18 protein-coding genes and 1 pseudogene are annotated in these 18,625 nt (G+C 72.7%); 8 read left to right on the top strand and 11 right to left on the bottom strand.

Translation table 11 applies throughout. The features are described from left to right. Window positions 1-41: 41 nt before the first annotated feature. The 8 genes from OG381_RS01910 to OG381_RS01875 all read left to right on the top strand — a co-directional run bounded on the left by OG381_RS01910 (window position 42) and on the right by OG381_RS01875 (window position 8,111). Window positions 42-947, top strand: a complete 906-nt coding sequence (locus tag OG381_RS01910; RefSeq protein ID WP_327714304.1) for a universal stress protein — start codon at window positions 42-44, stop codon at window positions 945-947. A 40-nt stretch (window positions 948-987) separates the two neighbouring features. Then, window positions 988-1,872 (top strand): universal stress protein, encoded by an 885-nt coding sequence (locus OG381_RS01905; protein WP_443061857.1) that lies wholly within the window; start codon window positions 988-990, stop codon window positions 1,870-1,872. 118 nt (window positions 1,873-1,990) lie between these two features. Then, the gene (locus OG381_RS01900) at window positions 1,991-4,684 is read left to right on the top strand and encodes a bifunctional acetate--CoA ligase family protein/GNAT family N-acetyltransferase (protein ID WP_327714302.1); all 2,694 of its coding nucleotides are present in this window, start codon (window positions 1,991-1,993) and stop codon (window positions 4,682-4,684) included. 12 nt (window positions 4,685-4,696) lie between these two features. After that, window positions 4,697-5,428 (top strand): CBS domain-containing protein, encoded by a 732-nt coding sequence (locus OG381_RS01895; protein ID WP_327714301.1) that lies wholly within the window; start codon window positions 4,697-4,699, stop codon window positions 5,426-5,428. Between the two features lie 21 nt (window positions 5,429-5,449). Then, entirely contained in the window at window positions 5,450-5,956 is a 507-nt protein-coding gene (locus OG381_RS01890) for a flavodoxin domain-containing protein (RefSeq protein WP_327714300.1), read from the top strand. A gap of 52 nt (window positions 5,957-6,008) precedes the next feature. Beyond that, window positions 6,009-6,980, top strand: a complete 972-nt coding sequence (locus OG381_RS01885) for an Acg family FMN-binding oxidoreductase (protein ID WP_327714299.1) — start codon at window positions 6,009-6,011, stop codon at window positions 6,978-6,980. Between the two features lie 2 nt (window positions 6,981-6,982). Beyond that, window positions 6,983-7,552: an Rv1733c family protein gene (locus OG381_RS01880; protein ID WP_327714298.1), complete on the top strand. Its 570-nt coding sequence runs from the start codon at window positions 6,983-6,985 to the stop codon at window positions 7,550-7,552. A 136-nt stretch (window positions 7,553-7,688) separates the two neighbouring features. Beyond that, the gene (locus OG381_RS01875; RefSeq protein ID WP_327714297.1) at window positions 7,689-8,111 is read left to right on the top strand and encodes an Hsp20/alpha crystallin family protein; all 423 of its coding nucleotides are present in this window, start codon (window positions 7,689-7,691) and stop codon (window positions 8,109-8,111) included. Window positions 8,112-8,183: 72 nt separating this feature from the next. Here the strand turns inward: OG381_RS01875 and hypE are convergent, their stop codons facing one another. From hypE to OG381_RS01820, 11 genes and pseudogenes are all read right to left on the bottom strand, one after another. Continuing rightward, window positions 8,184-9,218, bottom strand: coding sequence for a hydrogenase expression/formation protein HypE (hypE, locus tag OG381_RS01870; protein ID WP_327714296.1), 1,035 nt, complete (start codon window positions 9,216-9,218; stop codon window positions 8,184-8,186). After that, window positions 9,215-10,322 (bottom strand): annotated as a pseudogene (gene hypD, locus OG381_RS01865) (hydrogenase formation protein HypD). The gene hypE and the pseudogene hypD overlap by 4 nt, the downstream one beginning before the upstream one ends. After that, the gene (locus tag OG381_RS01860; protein WP_327714295.1) at window positions 10,319-10,939 is read right to left on the bottom strand and encodes a CBS domain-containing protein; all 621 of its coding nucleotides are present in this window, start codon (window positions 10,937-10,939) and stop codon (window positions 10,319-10,321) included. Before OG381_RS01860 ends, hypD begins: the two are co-directional and overlap by 4 nt. Then, on the bottom strand, window positions 10,932-12,293 hold the full coding sequence (locus OG381_RS01855) for a Ni/Fe hydrogenase subunit alpha (RefSeq protein WP_327714294.1): 1,362 nt from the start codon (window positions 12,291-12,293) through the stop codon (window positions 10,932-10,934). The genes OG381_RS01860 and OG381_RS01855 overlap by 8 nt, the downstream gene beginning before the upstream one ends. After that, window positions 12,290-13,042 carry an oxidoreductase gene (locus OG381_RS01850; RefSeq protein WP_327714293.1) on the bottom strand — a complete coding sequence of 251 codons (753 nt, stop codon included), beginning with the start codon at window positions 13,040-13,042 and terminating at the stop codon, window positions 12,290-12,292. The genes OG381_RS01855 and OG381_RS01850 overlap by 4 nt, the downstream gene beginning before the upstream one ends. After that, window positions 13,042-13,848 (bottom strand): FAD/NAD(P)-binding protein, encoded by an 807-nt coding sequence (locus OG381_RS01845; protein WP_327714292.1) that lies wholly within the window; start codon window positions 13,846-13,848, stop codon window positions 13,042-13,044. The genes OG381_RS01850 and OG381_RS01845 overlap by 1 nt, the downstream gene beginning before the upstream one ends. Next, the gene (locus tag OG381_RS01840; RefSeq protein WP_327714291.1) at window positions 13,845-14,312 is read right to left on the bottom strand and encodes a cyclic nucleotide-binding domain-containing protein; all 468 of its coding nucleotides are present in this window, start codon (window positions 14,310-14,312) and stop codon (window positions 13,845-13,847) included. Before OG381_RS01840 ends, OG381_RS01845 begins: the two co-directional genes overlap by 4 nt. Beyond that, window positions 14,312-15,445 (bottom strand): 4Fe-4S dicluster domain-containing protein, encoded by a 1,134-nt coding sequence (locus OG381_RS01835; protein WP_327714290.1) that lies wholly within the window; start codon window positions 15,443-15,445, stop codon window positions 14,312-14,314. Before OG381_RS01835 ends, OG381_RS01840 begins: the two co-directional genes overlap by 1 nt. A 144-nt stretch (window positions 15,446-15,589) precedes the next feature. Further along, window positions 15,590-15,844 carry a HypC/HybG/HupF family hydrogenase formation chaperone gene (locus OG381_RS01830; protein WP_327714289.1) on the bottom strand — a complete coding sequence of 85 codons (255 nt, stop codon included), beginning with the start codon at window positions 15,842-15,844 and terminating at the stop codon, window positions 15,590-15,592. Window positions 15,845-15,850: 6 nt separating this feature from the next. Beyond that, the gene (gene hypF, locus OG381_RS01825) at window positions 15,851-18,142 is read right to left on the bottom strand and encodes a carbamoyltransferase HypF (RefSeq protein ID WP_327714288.1); all 2,292 of its coding nucleotides are present in this window, start codon (window positions 18,140-18,142) and stop codon (window positions 15,851-15,853) included. After that, on the bottom strand, window positions 18,139-18,612 hold the full coding sequence (locus OG381_RS01820) for a hydrogenase maturation protease (protein WP_327714287.1): 474 nt from the start codon (window positions 18,610-18,612) through the stop codon (window positions 18,139-18,141). Before OG381_RS01820 ends, hypF begins: the two co-directional genes overlap by 4 nt. Window positions 18,613-18,625 lie beyond the last annotated feature (13 nt).

Below are 18,625 nucleotides of genomic sequence, written 5' to 3'. Positions count from 1 at the left end.
CGCACTGTGGGAACCGGATACCGATTCAGGAGGTGGACAGCATGCCCCGCAACGTCATCGTGGGCCTCGACGGCTCTCCCGAGAGCCGTGCCGCCGCGGAGTGGGCGGCCCGGGAGGCGCACCTGCGCGGCCTGCCGCTGAAGGTCGTCCACGTGTGGGAGCCCGTGCCGGAGCCCATGGCCCAGGCCCCGCTCCTCGGTGCCGAGACACAGCAGCACTGGAGCGAGCGGATTCCCCGGGAGGCGGCCGAGGGCATCGCCCTGCGCCACCCCGGAGTCGAGGTGGACAGGGTGGAGTTGAGCGGCCGGCCCGCCGACGTTCTGGTGGAGGCGGCGAAGGACGCCGACTTGCTGGTCCTCGGCTCCCGCGGGCTGAGCGGGATCGGCGGATTCTTCGTCGGCTCCGTCGGGCTGGCCGTCGTCGCGCACACCGAGACTCCCGTGGTCCTGGTCCGCGCCGGAGAGCAGGCCGCGGACGAGCACGAGTTGGACCCGGTGGGCATCCCGTCGGCCGCCGCACCCTACCGCCCCGTCGTGCTGGGCCTGGACCCCGCCGCCCCCGACGACTCGGTGATCGAGTTCGCCTTCGAGGCGGCCGCCCGGCGGTCCGCCGTCCTGCGGGTCGTCCACGGCTGGAACCTGCCGGCCTACTACGCCTACGCCCTCCCGGCCGACCCGCACCTGCACGACGAGATCTCCCGGGCGCAGTGCGCGGCCCTCGCCGAGATCCTGTGGCCCTGGCGCCAGAAGTACTCGGACGTCCAGGTCACCGAGGAGTCCCGGTGCGACAGCGCCGCCCGCTACCTGGTCGAGGTCGCGGACGGGGCCTCGCTGGTCGTCGTGGGTCGTAAGGTCCGCCGCAACCCGTTCGGCGCCCACATCGGGCCGGTGGCGCACGGCGTCCTGCACCATGCCGCGGCGCCGGTCGTCGTCGTCGCGCACGACTGACGCACCACCCAAGACCTGTCATCCGGAGGGGAGAAGGACCATGAGGACGATGGAACAACGGCCACTGGTCGTCGGCGTCGACGGCTCCGAGCCGAGCCTGCGCGCCGTGGACTGGGCGGCCGACGAGGCCGTGGTGCGCGGGGTGCCGCTGCGGCTGGTGTACGCCTGTCTGTGGGAGCGCTACGAGGGCGCCGCCCTCGCCCACGAACTCGGCACGCCCGAGGTGCGCGCACTGCCCCAGGATCTGGTCGGCGCCGCCGCGGACCGGGCACGAGCCCGGCACCCCGGCCTGAAGGTGACCGCCGACGTGGTGTTCGAGGAGCCCGAGTACACCCTGGTGCGCGAGGCCCGACAGGCGTCCGCGCTGGTGGTGGGCTCCCGGGGCCGCAGCGGTCTCGCCGAAATGCTGCTGGGCTCGGTCAGCCTTTCCGTGGCTGCTCACGCAGACTGCCCGGTGATCGTGCTCCGCGGCAACCACGACAAGCGGGCGACGCCCCCCGGCGGCGGACGGGTCGTCGTGGGCGTCGGCGAGGACGCCAAGGACTCGGCGGCGGTGCGCTTCGCCTTCGAGGAGGCCCGACGACGGGGTGCCGTACTGGAAGCCGTACGGGCCTGGCGGTGCCCCGCGCACGAGACCACCGACCATCCGCTGCTGGCCGACGCCCCCGCACGGCTGCACCGGGAGCAGGCCGAGGAGGCGCTCACGCAGGCCCTGCACAATGCCCCGCCGGACGTGAAGGTCGAGCGCCGCACCGTCGAGGGCCACCCCCGCCGGGTGCTGGTCGAGGCCGCACAGGGTGCCGACCTCCTGGTCGTGGGTGCCAAGCGCCGCAACGGGCACCTGGGGCTCCAGCTGGGTCGCGTCACACACGCGGCACTGCACCACGCCAGCTGTCCGGTGGCCGTCGTTCCGCAGCGGGCGTGAGACGCGGGCTCGCCCGGCAGGGCCGACCGGCCCACCCGTCCCGCCCGGACAGCCCATGGGGCCACGGCCCGCTCCGCTGGACGCTCTAAGTGCAGAGACAACCTGGAGGAGAACCGCGATGACGGACGACACACTCAGCCGGCCCACGGTCCACGCCCTGCTCGCGGACGGCACCACCGTGTGCATCCGTCCGGTGCGGCGGGCGGACCACGACCAGGTGCAGGGGCTGTACGAGGAGATGTCCCCGGAGCACCTGCGGCTGCGGTTCTTCTCCGCGAGCCCCAGGTCGGCCGCCTCGGCCGCCGACCGGGCCTGTGCCCCGCGACACCCTGGATACCTGGCCCTACTGGCCGAGACGGAGGGCCGGCTGGTCGGCCTCGCCGAATACGACACCGAGGGCGTCGGGGACACCGCCGAGATCTCCATCGCCGTCGCTGACGGACTGCACCACCGAGGCGTCGGCACCCTTCTCGTCGAGCACCTCGTATCCGCCGCCCGCGCTGAGGGTGTCACCGCGTTCGTCGCCGATGCCCTGAGCGAGAACCACGAGGTGCTGCGACTCTTTTCCGACCTCGGCCTGCGTACGGCCCGTGAGTTCGAAGGGCCGGAGGTGCGCTGCACCATCGACCTTGACACGAGCGACACCTACCTGACGGCCGTCGAGGAACGCGGCCGCGGCGCCGATGTCGCCAGCATGGAGCCGCTGCTGCGGCCGAAGTCGGTCGCCGTCGTCGGCGCGGGACGCAAGCCCGGCTCGGTGGGCAGGGCGATCCTGCACCAGCTGCACGCGGGCGGTTACACCGGACGCCTGTTCGCAGTGAACCCCGCCGCGCACGCGATCCTCGGCGTGCCGTCCCACCCCTCGGTCAGTGCCCTGCCGGTCACCCCCGACCTCGCCGTCCTCGCCGTCCCGGCCGCCGCGGTCCCCGGGACCGCCGAGGAATGCGGCAAGGCGGGCGTCCGTGCCCTTCTCGTCGTCACCGCGGGACTCGACGCCGACCAGGCACGGGACCTGCTCGCCGCCTGCCGCGCCCACGGCATGCGCCTGGTCGGACCCAACTGCCTCGGAATCTCCAACACCGACCCGCAGTACGGCCTCGACGCCACCTTCGCCGCCGCCCACCCCCGCCCCGGCACCGCAGGTGTCGCCGTGCAGTCCGGTGGGGTCGGCATCGCCCTGCTGGACGGGATGTCCCGCCTGGGCATCGGCATCTCCTCCTTTGTCTCCCTCGGCGACAAGTACGACGTGAGCGGCAACGACATGCTCCAGTGGTGGGAGAGCGACGGCCGCACCGACCTCGCCCTGCTGCACCTGGAGTCCTTCGGCAGCCCGCGGGCCTTCTCCCGCACCGCCCGCCGGGTGACCCGCCGGATGCCGGTGCTCACCGTCGACGCCGGGCGCACCGAAGCCGGCCGGCGTGCCGCCGCCTCGCACACCGCGGCCGCCGCAACCCGCACCATGACCCGCGGCGCGCTGTTCACCCAGGCGGGCATCACCGCCGCCCGCTCGATCGGCGAGCTTTTGGAGACGGCCGCCCTGATGCACTCCCAGCCCCTGCCCGCCGGCCCCCGCGTCGCGATCGTCACCAACGCGGGCGGAGCCGGAGTCCTCGCCGCCGACGCCTGCGCCGAGGCCGGACTCCAGCTCCCGGCACCCACGCCGGAACTGATCGACGACCTGCTCGCCGTGCTTCCGGACGGAGCCGCCGTCGGCAACCCCGTCGACGCCACCGCCGCCGTCACCGAGGAGCAACTCACCGACTGCCTGGACCGGATCATGCGGTACGGCGGTGTCGATGCCGTCCTCGTGGCGCTCGTCCCGACCGCGGTCACCGCGGCCACCGGCGACGACCTCGTCCGCGCCCTTACCCGCGCTCCCGGCCGGCGCGTCAAGCCGGTCGCTGCGGTACGGCTCGAACAGGGTCTGCCCGTCGAGCTGTTGCCCGCAGCGAAGGGCGCCACCGTCCCGTCGTACGCCGAACCTCAGGCAGCCGCACGGGCGTTGGCCCACGCGGCCCGCCGGGCGGCCTGGCTCGCCCGGCCCGCCGGGACGGTGCCCGACCTCGACGGCGTCGAGGCGGACCGCGCCCACGCCGTCGTCGAGGCGTACCTCGACACGCACCCGGACGGCGGCTGGCTCACCCCGCGCGAGTGCGCCGAGCTCCTCGGCTGCTACGGCATCCCCCAGGTGGCGTGGGCCTGGGCCGACACCGAGGACGGTGCCGTGCTGGCCGCCGAGCGGCTGCGCGGAGCCGACGGACGGGTGGTCATGAAGGGCCACTGGACAGGGCTGCTGCACAAGAGCGCCGAGCACGCCGTCCACCTCGACCTGCGGGGCGAGGCCCAAGTGCGGGCCGCCTTCCGGGACCTGGAGACCCGGTTCGCCGGACTGCTGGAGGGCGTGGTGATCCAGCCGCTCGCCGCCCGCGGCACCGAGCTGTTCGCCGGCGTCGTCCAGGACCAGGTCTTCGGCCCGCTCGTCCTGTTCGGACTCGGTGGCACCGCCACCGAGGTCCTCGCCGACCACGCCGCCCGCCTCGCGCCGCTCACCGACCACGACGTACACGACCTGATCACGGCTCCGCGCTGTGCCCCGCTCCTGTTCGGGGCACACGGCACCGCGCCCGTCGACCTGGAAGGGCTCGAACAGCTCCTGCTGCGGCTCTCCCGCATGGCGAGCGACCTGCCACAGCTGGCGGAGGCCGACTTCAACCCCGTTCTCGCGACACCGGGCGGAGTCACCGTGCTCGATGCGCGCGTACGCCTGCTGCCCCGCAGGCCCCAGGATCCGTATCTGCGCCGACTCCGCTGAGGAGGGACAACCATGAAGCACAACAAGGTCGGCTCCGTGATGACCACGGAGGTCGTCCGTGCCACCTACGGCACCACGTTCAAGGAGGTGGCCCGGCTGCTGGGCGATCACCGCATCAGCGGGCTGCCCGTGGTCGACGAGGACGAGAAGGTCATCGGCGTCCTCTCCGAGACCGACCTGCTGCTCCGGCAGGCCCAGACGCCGGACCCGTACGAGCCGAAGAAGCGCTTCCGTCTCGCCACGCTGACCCGTGCGGGCCGGCGGCGTGCCGCCAAGGCCAGGGCCCGCACGGCAGGACAGCTGATGTCCCAGCCGCCGATCACGGTGCCCGCCGACGCCACCATCGTCGAGGCCGCCCGCACCATGGCCCGGCACCACATCGAACGGCTGCCCGTCCTGGACGAGGAGCAGCGGCTGGTCGGCATCGTGACCCGTCGAGACCTGCTCCAGGTGTTCCTGCGGCCCGACGCGGAGATCCGCGCCGAGGTGATCGACGAGGTATTGGTCCGCGCCCTGTGGCTGCCGCCGCGCGGCATCGACGTCGCCGTGACGGAGGGCGTGGTGGTCCTCTCCGGTCAGATGGAACGCAAGAGCGAGACGGAGATCGCGGTCTCCATGACCCGGCAGATGGACGGTGTCGTCGCCGTCGTCGACAAGCTCACCCACCGACTCGACGACTCGAACCTCAGGCCCGACGACAACGCCCTGCACGGTGTCGCCGACGACTGGCTGCGCAGGATCTGACAGAAGAGGAGGCGGATCGCCATGACCGGCAAGGTCTTGGTCGCCTATGGGACGACGAACGGATCGACCGCGCGGATCGCCGAGGCCGTGGCCGCGGTGCTGCGCAAGGAGGGTTTCACCGCCGAGGCACTGCCCGCCGGGGCCGTCGCCCGCGTGACGCCGTACGACGCTGTAGTGCTCGGCGGCGGACTGTACGCCGGACGCTGGCACAAGGACGCCCGCCGTTTCGTCCGGCGGCACGGCGGCGAACTCGCCGGGCTCCCGCTGTGGCTGTTCAGCAGCGGCCCGCTCGACGCCTCGGCCTCGGAACGGGACATCCCGCCGGTGCCCGGTGTGCAGAAGGCCATCACCCGGCTCGACGCGCGGGGACACATCACCTTCGGTGGCTGCCTGGAGGAGGGCGCGAAGGGCTGGGTCGCCCGGATGATCGTGCGCAACGGAAAGGGGGGTGACTTCCGGGACTTCGACCGGATCGAGCAGTGGGCGCGACAGATCGCCGACGAACTCGTGGCCGACGAGAAGCACTGACCCCGCAGGCCGGGGGAGTCCTGCGGGCCGGGAACTCACGAAGGGCGGATGCATGTCCCTGACCTACGACAGCGCCGGCCGCGCGGCTCTCCACCTGGCCCGCGCCGCCTCCTTGGCGCCCTCGCCGCACAACAGCCAGCCGTGGTCCTTCGTCGAGGAGGGCCACGACCATGGCTTCGAGGTGCACCTGGACGACGCGCGGCGGATGATGCTGACCGATCCGGGTGGCCGGGAGGCGGTCATCGCCTGCGGGGCGGCGCTGTTCAACGCGCGGCTCGCCGTGCGGCTGCTGGGCTTCCGGCCGGTCGTCGACCTGCTGCCCGAGCCCGGGAACACCGCCTACCTGGCCCATGTGGGCTATGCGTCGCACGCCCAGGCCGAGCCCGACGAGGCGCTGCTGGCCCGGGCGTTGCCCCGCCGGCACACTCACCGCGGTCCCTTCGGGCCGGTCCCGGTGCCCGGCACGCTCCTCGACGATCTGCGCGACGACGCCCAGGCCGAGGGTGCCATCCTCCGGGTCGTCGACGAGCCGGAGGGACTCCGGAGGTTGGCGCACCTGGTGCGCACGGCGGAGGACGCCCATCGTGCGGATTCCGGCCACGTCGCCGAGCTGGCGCGTTGTGTCGGACCGCACGGAGTACCCCGCGAACTCTGCCGTCATCACCCCGACGGCACGTTGCTGGCCGGCCGCGACTACCTCGGCCTTTCCTGGTATTACGTCCGCCGACCGCAGCGCTGGTCCCCGCGGACGGGCACGATGGCCGTGCTGTCCAGCCGGTACGACAGCCGTCAGGACTGGCTGCGCTCGGGGCAGGCGCTCCAGCGCGTCCTGCTGCGTGCGGCGAGCCGTGACGTCATGGCGGCCTTCCACACGCAACCCCTCGAACTGCCCGCGCTAAGGGCAAAGATGCGGACGGACCTCATGGGTGGCCTGTACCCGCAGGTGGTTCTGCGCCTGGGTCGCGCCGCCCGGATGGCGAGCACACCCCGGCGCGCGCCCATCGAACTGCTGGACCGGTGGTGACCATGACCGGAACCCGACGCCTGGGGTGGCGCCTCAGGCCCAGTCCGCTCCGCCGCCGCAGCTACCTCGTCGAGGCCTGGCTGCTGCTCGCGACCTGGACGCTCGCCGTGGCGGCGGCCGCGGTCGTGGGCGTGGTGACCGCTCCAGCGGCCGAGCGGGACATCAACGGCCTGCGGGCCCAGCGCCACTCCGTGCCGGCCGTACTCACCGAGAACGCGGAGCAGTCCGTGACCGAGGGCGGCGACGGGGACCGGGCCTGGGCCACCGTGCGTTGGACCGGCCGGGACGGCAAGGCCCACACAGACGTGGCCCGGGTAGATCCCGGAAGCAGGGCCGGGAGCCCGGCCGAGGTGTGGCTGGACACCGAGGACCATCTGGTGCCGGAGCCCTCGACCGCGGAGCAGGCCGAGCTGCATGGTGCTGTGCTGGGCACGGTGGCCGCCGTGCTCGCGGGCGCTGCGGTGGTGCTCGTCGGCTGGGGTGGCCGCGCATGGCTGGAGCGGCGCCGACTCGCGGAGTGGGACAAGGAATGGGCCGGATTCGGCCCACAGCCGGGACGCAAGACCGGCTGACCAGGGTGAGACGACGCCGGCCCGGCACGCCAGGGCCCGACCGGCTCAGGGGTCGGGCCGAACGGCACTCGGCACCCCCGGCCGGCAGGAGGAGGCTGGAAATGAAGACAAGGACACGCCGTCGAAGGAGGCAGACATGGCGGGCATGATCGAGCGGCTGCCGGGCTGGCCGACGCTGCCCGACCTGTTCGGCTGGGTCGAGGCGGGCTTCCCCGGGACGCACGGCATCCCCGGGCTGCACGGCATACGGGTCGAGGAGCACCTGACGGACGGAACGTACGTGCTGCGGGCCGAACTCCCGGGCATCGACCCCGCGAAGGATGTCGAGATCACGGTCGACGAGGGCGTGCTGACCCTGCGCGCCGAGCGTGGTGAGGAGACCAAGGAGAAGTACCGCACGGAGTTCCGCTACGGCACCTTCGCCCGCTCCGTCCGGCTGCCGGCCGGCGCAAAGGGGGACGAGGCGAGCGCCGACTACAAGGACGGCGTCCTGACCATCACCGTCCCGCTGCCCGAGACGAAGACAGGAACCACGACCATCAAGGTGCGTCACGGCTGAGCAGGAGTGTGCCGTGACCAGTCCGCCGTCCGGAGAGGGCACTCCGGGCGGCGGACGCATGCGTGGTGGACGTCAGCAGATCCGGGGCAGTTGCTCCCCGAGCGGCATGTCCACGATGCGCCGAGCCCCCACCAGCGTGCGCAGCGTGACCCGACCCCGAGGCCCGTTGGGCAGTACCTCACCGATCCGCACCGCTTGCGCCCCTTCCTCGGCCGAACGCATCGCGGCCAGTGCCTCCTCGGCCGCATCGCCGGCGACGAACGCGACCAGACAGCCCTCGTTGGCGACGACCAGCGGATCCAGGCCGAGCAGATCACAGGCCGAGGCGACCGCCTCGGGCACGGGCACCGCGCTCTCCTCGATCTCGACGGCGACCGACGAGTCCCGCGCGATCTCGTTGAGGGCGGCCGCGAGACCGCCCCGGGTCGGGTCGCGCAGAACGTGGACGTCGGCGCCGATGGGCGCCAGGGCACGCACCAGCCGGTGCAGGGGGCGGGTGTCGGAGGCGATGTCGCTCTCGAAGCCGAGGCCTTCACGCGTGCTGAGCACGCTCGTGCCGTGCAGCCCGACCGGCCCGGACAGCAGCACCGCGTCACCGGAGCGGGCCAGGGCGGCGGACGGCTGCAGCGAGCCGTGCCGCCGTCCGATGCCGGTGGTGTTGACGAAGAGCCTGTCGGCCGCGCCCCGGCCCACGACCTTGGTGTCCCCGGTGACCACGGGCACCCCCGCGGACTGCGCGGCCTTCCCCAACGAGCCAAGGATCGTGCGGAGTTCGGCCAGCGGCAGCCCTTCCTCCACGATGAGGGAGACGGACAGGGCCAGCGGCCACGCACCGCGCATGGCGAGGTCGTTGACCGTGCCGTGAACGGCGAGGGACCCGATGTCCCCGCCGGGGAAGAACAGCGGGCTGACGACGAAGCTGTCGGTGCTCATCACCAGTTCCCGGTGGCCCGGCAGGAGCGCCGCGTCCTCCATCGGGCCCGGGGCGCCGCCGAGGGCGGGCAGGACCAGGTCGTCGAGCAGCTCGGCGGTGAGCCGGCCGCCGGCGCCATGGCCAAGGAGCACGACCTCGTCCTCGTGGTTCGGGGTGGGGCACTCGACGGTCATGTCGGGCTCCTTGTGGAAGCGGGGGTGCGCCCGGCCTGGTGGAAGGCGGCACAGGTGCCTTCCGATGACACCATGGGCGCTCCGAGGGGATGGCGGGGTGTGCAACGCGTGCCGTACGCGGCGCAGTCGGTAGGCAGCTTCGCCCCGGTCAGGATGGCGCCGGCGATGCACTCGGCGTCCTCGACCGGACACAGTCCGCCGACGTCGAAGCGCCGGGTCGCGTCGAACTCCCGGTACTTCTCAGCCAGTTCGAGCCCACTGTCGGGCAGCGCCCCGATCCCGCGCCAGGCACGGTCGGTGACCCGGAACACCTCGCGGACCGTGTTCTGCGCGGCGGTGTTCCCGGACCGGCGTACGGCCCGCACATACTGGTTCTCCACCTCGAACCGGCCCGATTCCAGCTGCCGTACGGCCATCAGGATGCCCTCCAGCAGATCCAGCGGCTCGAACCCGGTCACCACGATCGGCACCCGGTACCGGGCGGCGATCGGTTCGTACTCCCGCCAGCCCATCACCGCGCACACGTGCCCGGCCGCCAGGAACGCCTGCACCGCGCAGTCCGGGTCTTCGAGGAGCGCGGTCATCGCGGGCGGCACCAGAACATGGCTGACCAGCATGGAGAAGTTCGTCAGCCCGAGGCGGGCGGCGTACAGGACCGCGGTGGCGTTGGCGGGTGCGGTGGTCTCGAAGCCGACCGCGAGGAAGACGACCTCCCGGTCGGGGTGCCGGGCGGCCAGCCGTACGGCGTCCATCGGGGCGTAGACCACCCGTACGTCCGCGCCCCGTGCACGCAGCGAGAGCATCGGTGTCGGTGCCGGGCACGCGCAGCATGTCGCCGAAGCTTGTCAGGATCACACCCGGCCGGGCGGCGACGGCCATGGCCCGGTCCAGGGTCTCCAGCGGGGTCACACAGACCGGGCAGCCCGGTCCGTGGATCATCCGCATCCCGGCGGGCAGCAGCTCGTCGATGCCCTGGCGGACCAGGGTGTGGGTCTGGCCTCCGCACACCTCCATGATCCGCCAGGGCTGAGTGGCGGCCTCCCGCAGCTCCTCCAGCAGACGCCGGGCGAGCGTGGGGTCGCGGTACTCGTCGAGGTACTTCACCGGTGCGTCAGCTCCACCCGCACGTCGACCACCCCTTCCACGGCCCGCATGGCGCGGGCGAGCACGGGCTCGAGGCCGCGTTCGGGCAGCGAACCGCCCAGCGTGACCACGCCCTCGCTCACCTCGACCGTCAGCGGGGTGGTGACCGGCAGCCGGTTCAGGACGCTGTGCCGGATCTCCCCGGCGATCTCCGCGTCGGATCGCAGGAACACCTTCAGCAGATCGCTGCGGCTGACCACGCCCTGCAGGATCCCGATCCGGTCGACGACGGGCAGCCGCTTGACGTGGCGGTGGGCCATGATCCGGGCGGCCTCGGCGACCGTGGCGTCGGCATGCACGGTCACGGCCGGGGCGCTCATCAGCTCGCCCGCGGTCACCGCACCCGCCTTGGCGCGCTCGGCGAACTCGACGGCGTCGCTGTCGCGCACCTCCTCCTTGGGCAGCAGGTCGGCCTCGGAGACCACCCCGACGACCCGGCCCTCACCGGCCAGCACCGGCACGGCGCTGACCTTCCACTGGTCGAGCAGCTCGACGATCTCCTTGAACGGTGCCTCGCTGCCGACGGCGACGACGGTGTGCGTCATCACATCGCTCACGGTGTACGGGGATTCAGACATCACAGCCTCCTGATGCGGCTCCTGACGTACGGACGACGGTCAGGTCGAGGAAATGGGTGGAGCAGGAGATGCACGGGTCGTGGTTGCGGATCGCCCGTTCGCACAGCGCCGTCAACTCGTCGTCGTCCGGGTCGTTCTCCCGGATGGCCCGCTGGGCCAGGCGTCGCAGGTCGTCCTCGATCGCGCCCTGGTTCTGCGCGGTGGGCGGCACCAGCAGCGCGTCGGTGACGAGGCCGCCGGCGTCGAGCTCGTAGCGGTGGTACAGCACTCCGCGGGGCGCCTCGGTGGCGCCGTGCCCGACACCCGCGACCGGCGGCACCTCTGTATAGGGGCGGGCCGGAGGTGCGTACGCCTCGATGATCCGCAGCGCCTCGCCGACGGCGTACACGGTCTCCACCGCCCGCACCAGGATCGACCGGAACGGATTGCGGCACACAGCCCCCGCCCGCGGATCGCCCAGGCCCGCCGCCACGGCCGCCTGCAGCGCCACGGGCGACAGCCGCGCCCCGCTGATCGCGAACCGCGCGAGCGAGCCGGTGAGATGCAGCCGACCGTCCAGCCGGGAGTGCAGCGCGGTGGAGTGCGGCACATGAGTCTCGGCCACATGCGCGGTGAAGTCCCGCACCGGGAAAGAGGTCACGGTCCCGTCGGTGCGCAGCACGGTCGGCGTCCCGCGTTCGATGGCGTACGTGTCCGGCTCGGCCAGCGCCAGCAGATCGGCCTCGACGCACGCGTCCGGGAACTCGAAGTCCGCGACCCAGCGCACCGTGTCCCACGCGTCGTCGAGCGCCTGCTTCAACTCCTCATGCAGAGGCCGGAGTTCGTCGCGGGTGGGTGCCCGGTGGAAGCCTCCCAGACGGACGTTCACGGGGTGCACGGCGCGCCCGCCGAGCAGCTCCATCAGCGAGTTGCCCGCCTTCTTCAGCCTCAGTCCCCGTTCCACCTCCGCCCGGTGCGTGCGGGCCAATTCGATCGCGCTCGCCCGGCCCAGGAAGTCCGGCGCGTGCAGCAGATAGATGTGCAGGGCCTGGCTCTCGATCCACTCGCCGCAGTACAGCAGCCGGCGCAGCTCACGGATCACCGGATCGACGCTCACTCCGCACGCGTCCTCGATCGCCGCGCAGGCGCTCATCTGGTAGGCCACCGGGCAGATCCCGCACACCCGGGCCGTGATGTCGGGCGGCTCGGTGTACGAACGCCCACGCAGGAAGGCCTCGAAGAAACGCGGCGGCTCGTAGATCTCCAGCCGCGCCTCGGTGACCGTGCCGTCGTGGACGCGCAGGCGCAGCGCGCCCTCACCCTCGACCCGGGACAGCGAGCCGACGTGCAGCACACGGGATCCGCGGTGCGTCACTTCTCCCACTCCTCTTCGAAGGCCTGTGCGTTGAAGGTGTGCAGGAACCGCACCGTGGCGTCCTCGTCGAGTCCGTCGCGGCGCAGCAGCGGGATCAGCGCGGGCAGGTTCACCGAACCGGACGGGCCGAAGCAGCCGAAGCATCCACGCTGGTAGGCCGGGCACAGCGCTCCGCATCCGGCGTGCGTGACCGGGCCCAGGCAGGGCGTGCCGTGGGCGACGGTGACGCAGACCGTGCCGCGCCGCTTGCACTCGAAGCACACGCTGTGGTTCGGCACGTCCGGTTTGCGGCCGGCCAGGAACGCGGTGATCACCTCGATGAGCTGCCGGCGGTCGATCGGGCAGCCGCGCAGTTCGAAGTCGACGTCCACATGAGCCGATACGGGAGTGGAGGTGGCGAGCGTCGAGATGTACTCGGGGTGTGCGTAGACCACGCGCCGGTACTCGTCGACGTCCGCGAAGTTCCTCAGGGCCTGTATACCGCCCGCGGTCGCGCACGCCCCGATCGTCACCAAGTGGCGGGAGGCGGCACGGATCGCGCGGACCCGTTCGGCGTCCTCGGCCGTGGTGACCGAGCCCTCGACCAGGGACAGGTCGTACGGGCCGGACGCCACCGCGCTGGATGCCTCCAGGAAGTGCGAGATGTCCACCTCGGCCGCCAGGGCCAGGAGTTCGTCCTCACAGTCCAGCAGGGTGAGCTGGCAGCCGTCACAGGAGGCCAGCTTGAACACGGCGAGCGTGGGTCCCATCACAACTCCCTCACGGACAGCAGGGGTTCGGCCCGGTCCCAGTGCACGACCGGACCGGCCTGGCACAGGAGCACCGGCCCGAGCTGGCAGTGCCCGCAGTGCCCGGTCGCACAGCGCATGTTGCGCTCCAGCGAGACGCGGATCCGCTCGCGGGGCACGCCGCGGAAGGCCAGGTCGCGTGCCGTGGCGCGGATCATCGGCTCGGGTCCGCAGACGAACGCCCAGGTGTCGGCCGGGGTGAACGCGGCCCGGTCCAGCAGGGAGGTGACCAGCCCGACGTCCCCGCGCCACCCGTCGTCGGGCCGGTCGACGGTCACACCGGTGAAGGCGGTGGTCCAGCTGTCGATGTCTTTGCGGGCGATGAGGTCGGCCGGGGTGCGGGCACCGACGAGCACATTGACGCGGCCGTAGGCCGCGGGTTCGGCCAGTGCGCCCAGGATCAGCGGCCGCAGCGGGGCGAGTCCGATGCCGCCCGCGACCACCACCACGTCCCGCCCGCGCGCCCGCTCCAGCTCCCAGCCGGTGCCGAACGGCCCGCGCACGCCGACCGTCTGGCCGGCCTGCAGTTCGCACAGCCCCGCCGAGACGGCGCCGACCGCGCGGATCGTGTGCGCGAGCCCGCCGGTGGCCTGCACGGAGCTGACCGAGACGGGGATCTCGCCGCGCCCGAAGCAGTGCACCATTGCGAACTGCCCGGGTGCGAAGTCCTCGAGCGGCGCACCGGCCGCTTCGAGGCGCAGTGTCACCGTGTCCGCGGTCTCCGGCCGGCGGGCGACCACGCGGTAGGGCACCGGTACGTCCGTCATCGCGCACCGCCCTCGCTGCCGTAGGGGCCATACAGGTCCAGCAGCCGGGTCCGCGCCGCCTGCAGCCGGTGGGAGAGCACCCGGCCGACCCAGTGCTCGACCGCGCGGCCGAACTCGGCGTCGTCGAGACAGGCCAGCCGCACGGCCACCGCGTCGAACTCGTAGGCGCGCAGCGGGGTCACGGTCTCGGCGCCCAGCTGCCAGACGTACGGCTCGTACAGCCAGGACCAGCCGACGAGGTCACCGGTGCCGAGCGTCTCCACGACCGGGGCGCGTCGGCCGGGCACATGCAGGTCGAGGGCTGCGGTGCCGTCCCGCACGATCCAGAAGCGGTTCGCGTGGCCGCCCTCCTCGAACAGCCGGCTGCCCTGCGGGAACCGGACCTCGCGGGCCATGTGCAGCAGCCGCTCGCGGTGGTCGGAGGGCAGGGCGTGGTTCATGCGCAGGGCCATCGAGGGAGCCATCAGTCCGTCTCCGTTCCGCGTGCGGTGTGTTCGGCGTCCAGCGCGGCGACTTCCTCGGTGATGTCGATGCCGGCCGGGCACCAGGCGATGCAGCGCCCGCAGCCGACGCATCCGGACGTGTCGAACTGGTCGTGCCAGGTGGAGAGTTTGTGGGTGAGCCACTGCCGGTAGCGGCCGCGGGCGGAGGAGCGGACCGGTCCGCCGTGCAGATACGAGAAGTCCAGGTCGAAGCAGGAGTCCCAGTGCTGCCACCGCTCGGTGTGGTCACCGGTGAGATCGGTGACCTCCTCCGTGGTGGTGCAGAAGCAGGTCGGGCAGACCATCGTGCAGTTGCCGCAGGTCAGACAGCGGGAGGCGACATCGTCCCAGCGTTCGGCGTCGAGGCTCGCGCCCATCAGGTCCCGCAGGTCGACCGGGGGCAGTGAGCGCCCCATACGGTCCCGGGCCGCGTCGACGGCGGCACGGGCGGCCGACTCGCTGTCGGGGCCGGCGGTGTGGTGAGGCACCTGGTCCAGCAGCTCGGCGCCCTCCTCGCTGCCGACCCGCACGAGGAAGTGCCCGTCCACCTCGGTGAGCGCCAGGTCGTACCCGGCGTCGGCGGCGGGACCTCCGCCGGTGGAGACGCAGAAGCAGGTGGCGCCGGGCTCGGTGCACTCGGCGGCGATCAGAAGCGCCTTGCCGCGGCGGCTGCCGTACCCGGTGTCCGCGTACCGCCCGCCGGTCAGGACCCGGTCCTGGATCGCGATGGCCCGCAGATCGCAGGGCCGCACGCCGAGGAAGGCGTACGCGGGCGGCTGGGACTCGTCGGCGGTGAACGACACGTCGCCCTCCGGCGTCCGGTCGGCGCTCCACAGGCGCTCCCGCGACGGGTGCAGGAAGGACTTCCAGGACTGCGGACCGGCACTGTGGGCGAAGGCGGCCCCGTCGTCACGGCGGACCAGCCGATATCGCCCGGCATCGAGTTCAACGCCCCAGCCGAAGGGAAGGTCGTCCGCCGAGGCCAGCTCGGCGAGCACGATCGCCCCGTCCCGGACGGTGGGCCCGATCACCGTCCGGCCCCGCGCCACCAGGGCCGCGACCAGCGCGTCCAGTCCGTCCCGGTCGAGCACGGCCGAGGCTGTGGTGGCGGTCATGACGGTCCTCCTTGTCCAGGGCGGCTCCGTGCTTCTCCACAGCCAGGTTCATCCAGGGCCCGACACGACGGGCAGGGGCCGACCGGCCCTGATGGAGCGCCGAGGGGTCCTTGGGAGGCGGCCGCCGGCTGAGGACGCCCAGCGCTACAACGGCGCTCCCAGCTCTCCCTCGACCAGATCCGCCATGGACCGCAGCACCTCGAGAGTCCGCTGAGCCTCTGCCTCGTCGACCTGGCTGATGGCGAACCCGACGTGCACGATGACGTACGACCCGGCCTTCGCCGCAGGCGTACAGCTCAGGCACACCTCGCGCCGCACGCCCCCGAAGTCGGCTGTGGCCATCCGCAGCCCGGCATCGTCATGGATCTCCACGATCCGCCCCGGAATTCCCAGACACATCCGCCCTCACCTCTCTCTGTCCAGCCGCGCCGCCGCGACGGCCGCCTGTCCGTAGCTGATGCCACCGTCCCCGACCGGGACCTGACCGCCGACCAGCACCCGCAGCCCTTGTGCGTGCAGCCGCCGCTTCACCTCGGTCAGCAGTCTCCGGTTGACGAAGCAGCCGCCGCCCAGGCACACCGTGCGTGGCGCGCCCTCGGCCACGGCGCGTGCGACGAGGTCCGCGGTGACGTTGGCGAGCGTGAGATGGAAGGCCGCCGCCAACCGGGCCACCGGTTCTCCGTCGTGTTGCCGTTCCAGCAGGTCGGTCAGGGTCGGCGTGGAGTCGTACGCCCACAGGCCCTGGGCCCGGACGACTCGGTGGGCGAGGGGCACAGCGTGCTCGTCGCCGGCCGCCGCTTCGAGAAGGACGGCCGCCTCACCCTCGTAGCCCACCCGGTCGCACAGGCCGAGGAGCGCTGCCACCGTGTCGAAGAGCCGTCCGGCGCTGGAGGTGCGCGGGCAGTTGACGTCCCGGGCGATCATGGCGCGCACCGCGTTGAGTTCGGTGGGGTCGAGCCGGTCGGTGAAGGACCGGGTGAGCCAGGGGTAGGGGCGCGGGGAGCCCAGTGTCTCGCCGCCGAGGAGGTGGCCGAGGGCGGTGCGGGACGGATGGCGTACCGCCGCGTCGCCGCCGGGCAGGGGCACGGTCGCGAACCTGCCCACGCGACGGTAGCCGCTCAGATCGGCGACAAGGATCTCGCCGCCCCACAGTGTTCCATCGTCGCCCAGCCCCAGCCCGTCGTAGGCGACGCCGAGGAACGGGCCGCGCACACCGTGCTCGGCCGCGCAGGCGGCCACGTGCGCGTGGTGGTGCTGTACCGGGATCCGGCGCAGCGTCTGCGCCTTGGCCCACTGGGTGGAGAGGTAGCCGGGATGCAGGTCGTGGGCGAGCGCCACCGGTTCGATGCCGGTGAGGTGCCTGAGGTGGTCGTACGAGGCCAGGAAGGCGTCGTACGTCGCAAGGTCGGACAGATCTCCCGTGTGCGGTCCGATGTGGGCCCGGCCGTCGGCGGCCAGCGTGACCGTGTGTTTGAGCTGGGCGCCGGCCCCCGCGACCGGTTTCCGCACGGTCAGTGGCAGCGGGGCCGGGGCCAGCCCGCGGGCCCGGCGGACGGTGATCCGGGTGCGTCCGGTGATCTGGACGACGGAGTCGTCGTACCGGGAGCGGATCGGCCGGTCGTGGGTGAGGAACCCGTCGACGACCGGGGCGAGGGTGCGAGCCGCCTCGGCGTCGTCCACGGCGATGGGCTCGTCGCTCAGGTTGCCGCTGGTGATCACCAGGGGCCGGGCCAGTTCGTCGAGCAGGAGGTGGTGCAGGCCGGTGGTCGGCAGGAACAGACCTATCCGGGCCAGGCCGGGATGTACCTCGGGTGCGAGCGGAGCCACGGTGCCTTGGCGGCGGTGCCGGGCGAGCAGCACCACGGGCCGCTCTGGTGAGGTCAGGGCCTGGCGTTCCGTGGCGCCGATCCGCGCCAGGCGGGCCGCCGCGTCGAGGTCTGGGACCATGACGGCGAACGGTTTCGTCGGACGGTGCTTGCGCTGCCGTAACTGTGCCACAGCCGCGGAATCGCCCGCGTCGCACACCAGTTGATAGCCGCCCAGTCCCTTCACCGCGACGATCCCGCCCCCGTCGACGGTCTTCACCGCGGCCCGCAGTGCCTCCTCGCCGCGCAGCTTCTCCCAGGCCAGCCGCGGTCCACAGGCGGGGCAGGCGACGGGTTCGGCGTGGAAGCGCCGGTCTGCGGGGTCGGCGTACTCGGCGGCGCACCGGGCACACAGCGGGAAGCGGCGCATGGTGGTGCGGATCCGGTCGTACGGCAGGTCCTCGATGATCGTGGCACGCGGGCCGCAGTCGGTGCAGTTGATGAACGGGTAGCGGTGGCGGCGGTCGCGCGGGTCGCGCAGTTCGTCCAGACAGGTGGCACAGATCGCGGCGTCGGGCGGGATTTCGCGCGGTGCCGTGCCTGTGCGTCCGGGGGAGCTGCGGCGTACCTCGAAGCCCCGGTCGTACGCAGAGCGCTGTTCGGTGCCGGTCAGTCGGACGCGGCGCACCCGGGCGAGGGGCGGTGAGTCGGTGCGCAGGCGGGTGGCGAACTCCTCGATCGCACGGGGCGGTCCGGCGACCTCGCCCTCGACATGGCCGTTGATGTTGGCGACCCAGCCGTGCAGGCCGAGCGCCGATGCCGTGCGGTGGACGAACGGCCGGAAGCCGACGCCCTGGACGATGCCCTCCACGTGGAAGCGGCGCGCGGTCATGCCGGCCTCCCGGAGATCTCGGCCTCGACGGCTGCCACCAGGGGTTCCACGGCGTCCGCGACGGCGGGGGAGAGGCCGGTGCCGAGCGTGCTCTCGGCGCCCTCCACGGCGTAGATCACCAGACGGTCCGGCAACCGGCCCAGCACTCGGGCGAGTTCGACGGCCTCGCCGAGACCCAACCCGTGCGAACTGGTGGTCTGCGGTTGTGGGAGGAGCCCGGCGTCGAGTTCGAGGCGGTGCACGCGACCGGGAGTGCCCGGGTGCGCGTGGGCGGCGTCCACCACCACAGCGAGCCGGGCGCCCTCCCACAGGCCGATCAGCCGTCCGGGGTCGCCGTCGCAGGTGGCGAGGCGGGTGCCGGCGGCCGGCGGCCGCTCGCGCAGCCGGGCCAGCACCGCCCAGCCCACACCGTCGTCGCGCCGGAACTCGTTCCCGACGCCGATGACGGCGACATGACCGCGACCCTTCATGACACCCACGGTG

Source organism: Streptomyces sp. NBC_00490 (genome assembly GCF_036013645.1).
GTDB lineage: Bacteria > Actinomycetota > Actinomycetes > Streptomycetales > Streptomycetaceae > Streptomyces > Streptomyces canus_F.
This window is presented reverse-complemented; position numbering and strand designations above follow the sequence as displayed.

Coding starts and splice junctions, on each gene's coding strand:
- OG381_RS01910 (WP_327714304.1), top strand. CDS start 42: ATGCCCCGCAACGTCATCGTGGGCCTCGACGGCTCTCCCGAGAGCCGT.
- OG381_RS01905 (WP_443061857.1), top strand. CDS start 988: ATGAGGACGATGGAACAACGGCCACTGGTCGTCGGCGTCGACGGCTCC.
- OG381_RS01900 (WP_327714302.1), top strand. CDS start 1,991: ATGACGGACGACACACTCAGCCGGCCCACGGTCCACGCCCTGCTCGCG.
- OG381_RS01895 (WP_327714301.1), top strand. CDS start 4,697: ATGAAGCACAACAAGGTCGGCTCCGTGATGACCACGGAGGTCGTCCGT.
- OG381_RS01890 (WP_327714300.1), top strand. CDS start 5,450: ATGACCGGCAAGGTCTTGGTCGCCTATGGGACGACGAACGGATCGACC.
- OG381_RS01885 (WP_327714299.1), top strand. CDS start 6,009: ATGTCCCTGACCTACGACAGCGCCGGCCGCGCGGCTCTCCACCTGGCC.
- OG381_RS01880 (WP_327714298.1), top strand. CDS start 6,983: ATGACCGGAACCCGACGCCTGGGGTGGCGCCTCAGGCCCAGTCCGCTC.
- OG381_RS01875 (WP_327714297.1), top strand. CDS start 7,689: ATGGCGGGCATGATCGAGCGGCTGCCGGGCTGGCCGACGCTGCCCGAC.
- hypE (WP_327714296.1), bottom strand. CDS start 9,218: ATGACCGTCGAGTGCCCCACCCCGAACCACGAGGACGAGGTCGTGCTC.
- OG381_RS01860 (WP_327714295.1), bottom strand. CDS start 10,939: ATGTCTGAATCCCCGTACACCGTGAGCGATGTGATGACGCACACCGTC.
- OG381_RS01850 (WP_327714293.1), bottom strand. CDS start 13,042: ATGGGACCCACGCTCGCCGTGTTCAAGCTGGCCTCCTGTGACGGCTGC.
- OG381_RS01845 (WP_327714292.1), bottom strand. CDS start 13,848: ATGACGGACGTACCGGTGCCCTACCGCGTGGTCGCCCGCCGGCCGGAG.
- OG381_RS01840 (WP_327714291.1), bottom strand. CDS start 14,312: ATGGCTCCCTCGATGGCCCTGCGCATGAACCACGCCCTGCCCTCCGAC.
- OG381_RS01835 (WP_327714290.1), bottom strand. CDS start 15,445: ATGACCGCCACCACAGCCTCGGCCGTGCTCGACCGGGACGGACTGGAC.
- OG381_RS01830 (WP_327714289.1), bottom strand. CDS start 15,844: ATGTGTCTGGGAATTCCGGGGCGGATCGTGGAGATCCATGACGATGCC.
- hypF (WP_327714288.1), bottom strand. CDS start 18,142: ATGACCGCGCGCCGCTTCCACGTGGAGGGCATCGTCCAGGGCGTCGGC.
- OG381_RS01820 (WP_327714287.1), bottom strand. CDS start 18,612: ATGAAGGGTCGCGGTCATGTCGCCGTCATCGGCGTCGGGAACGAGTTC.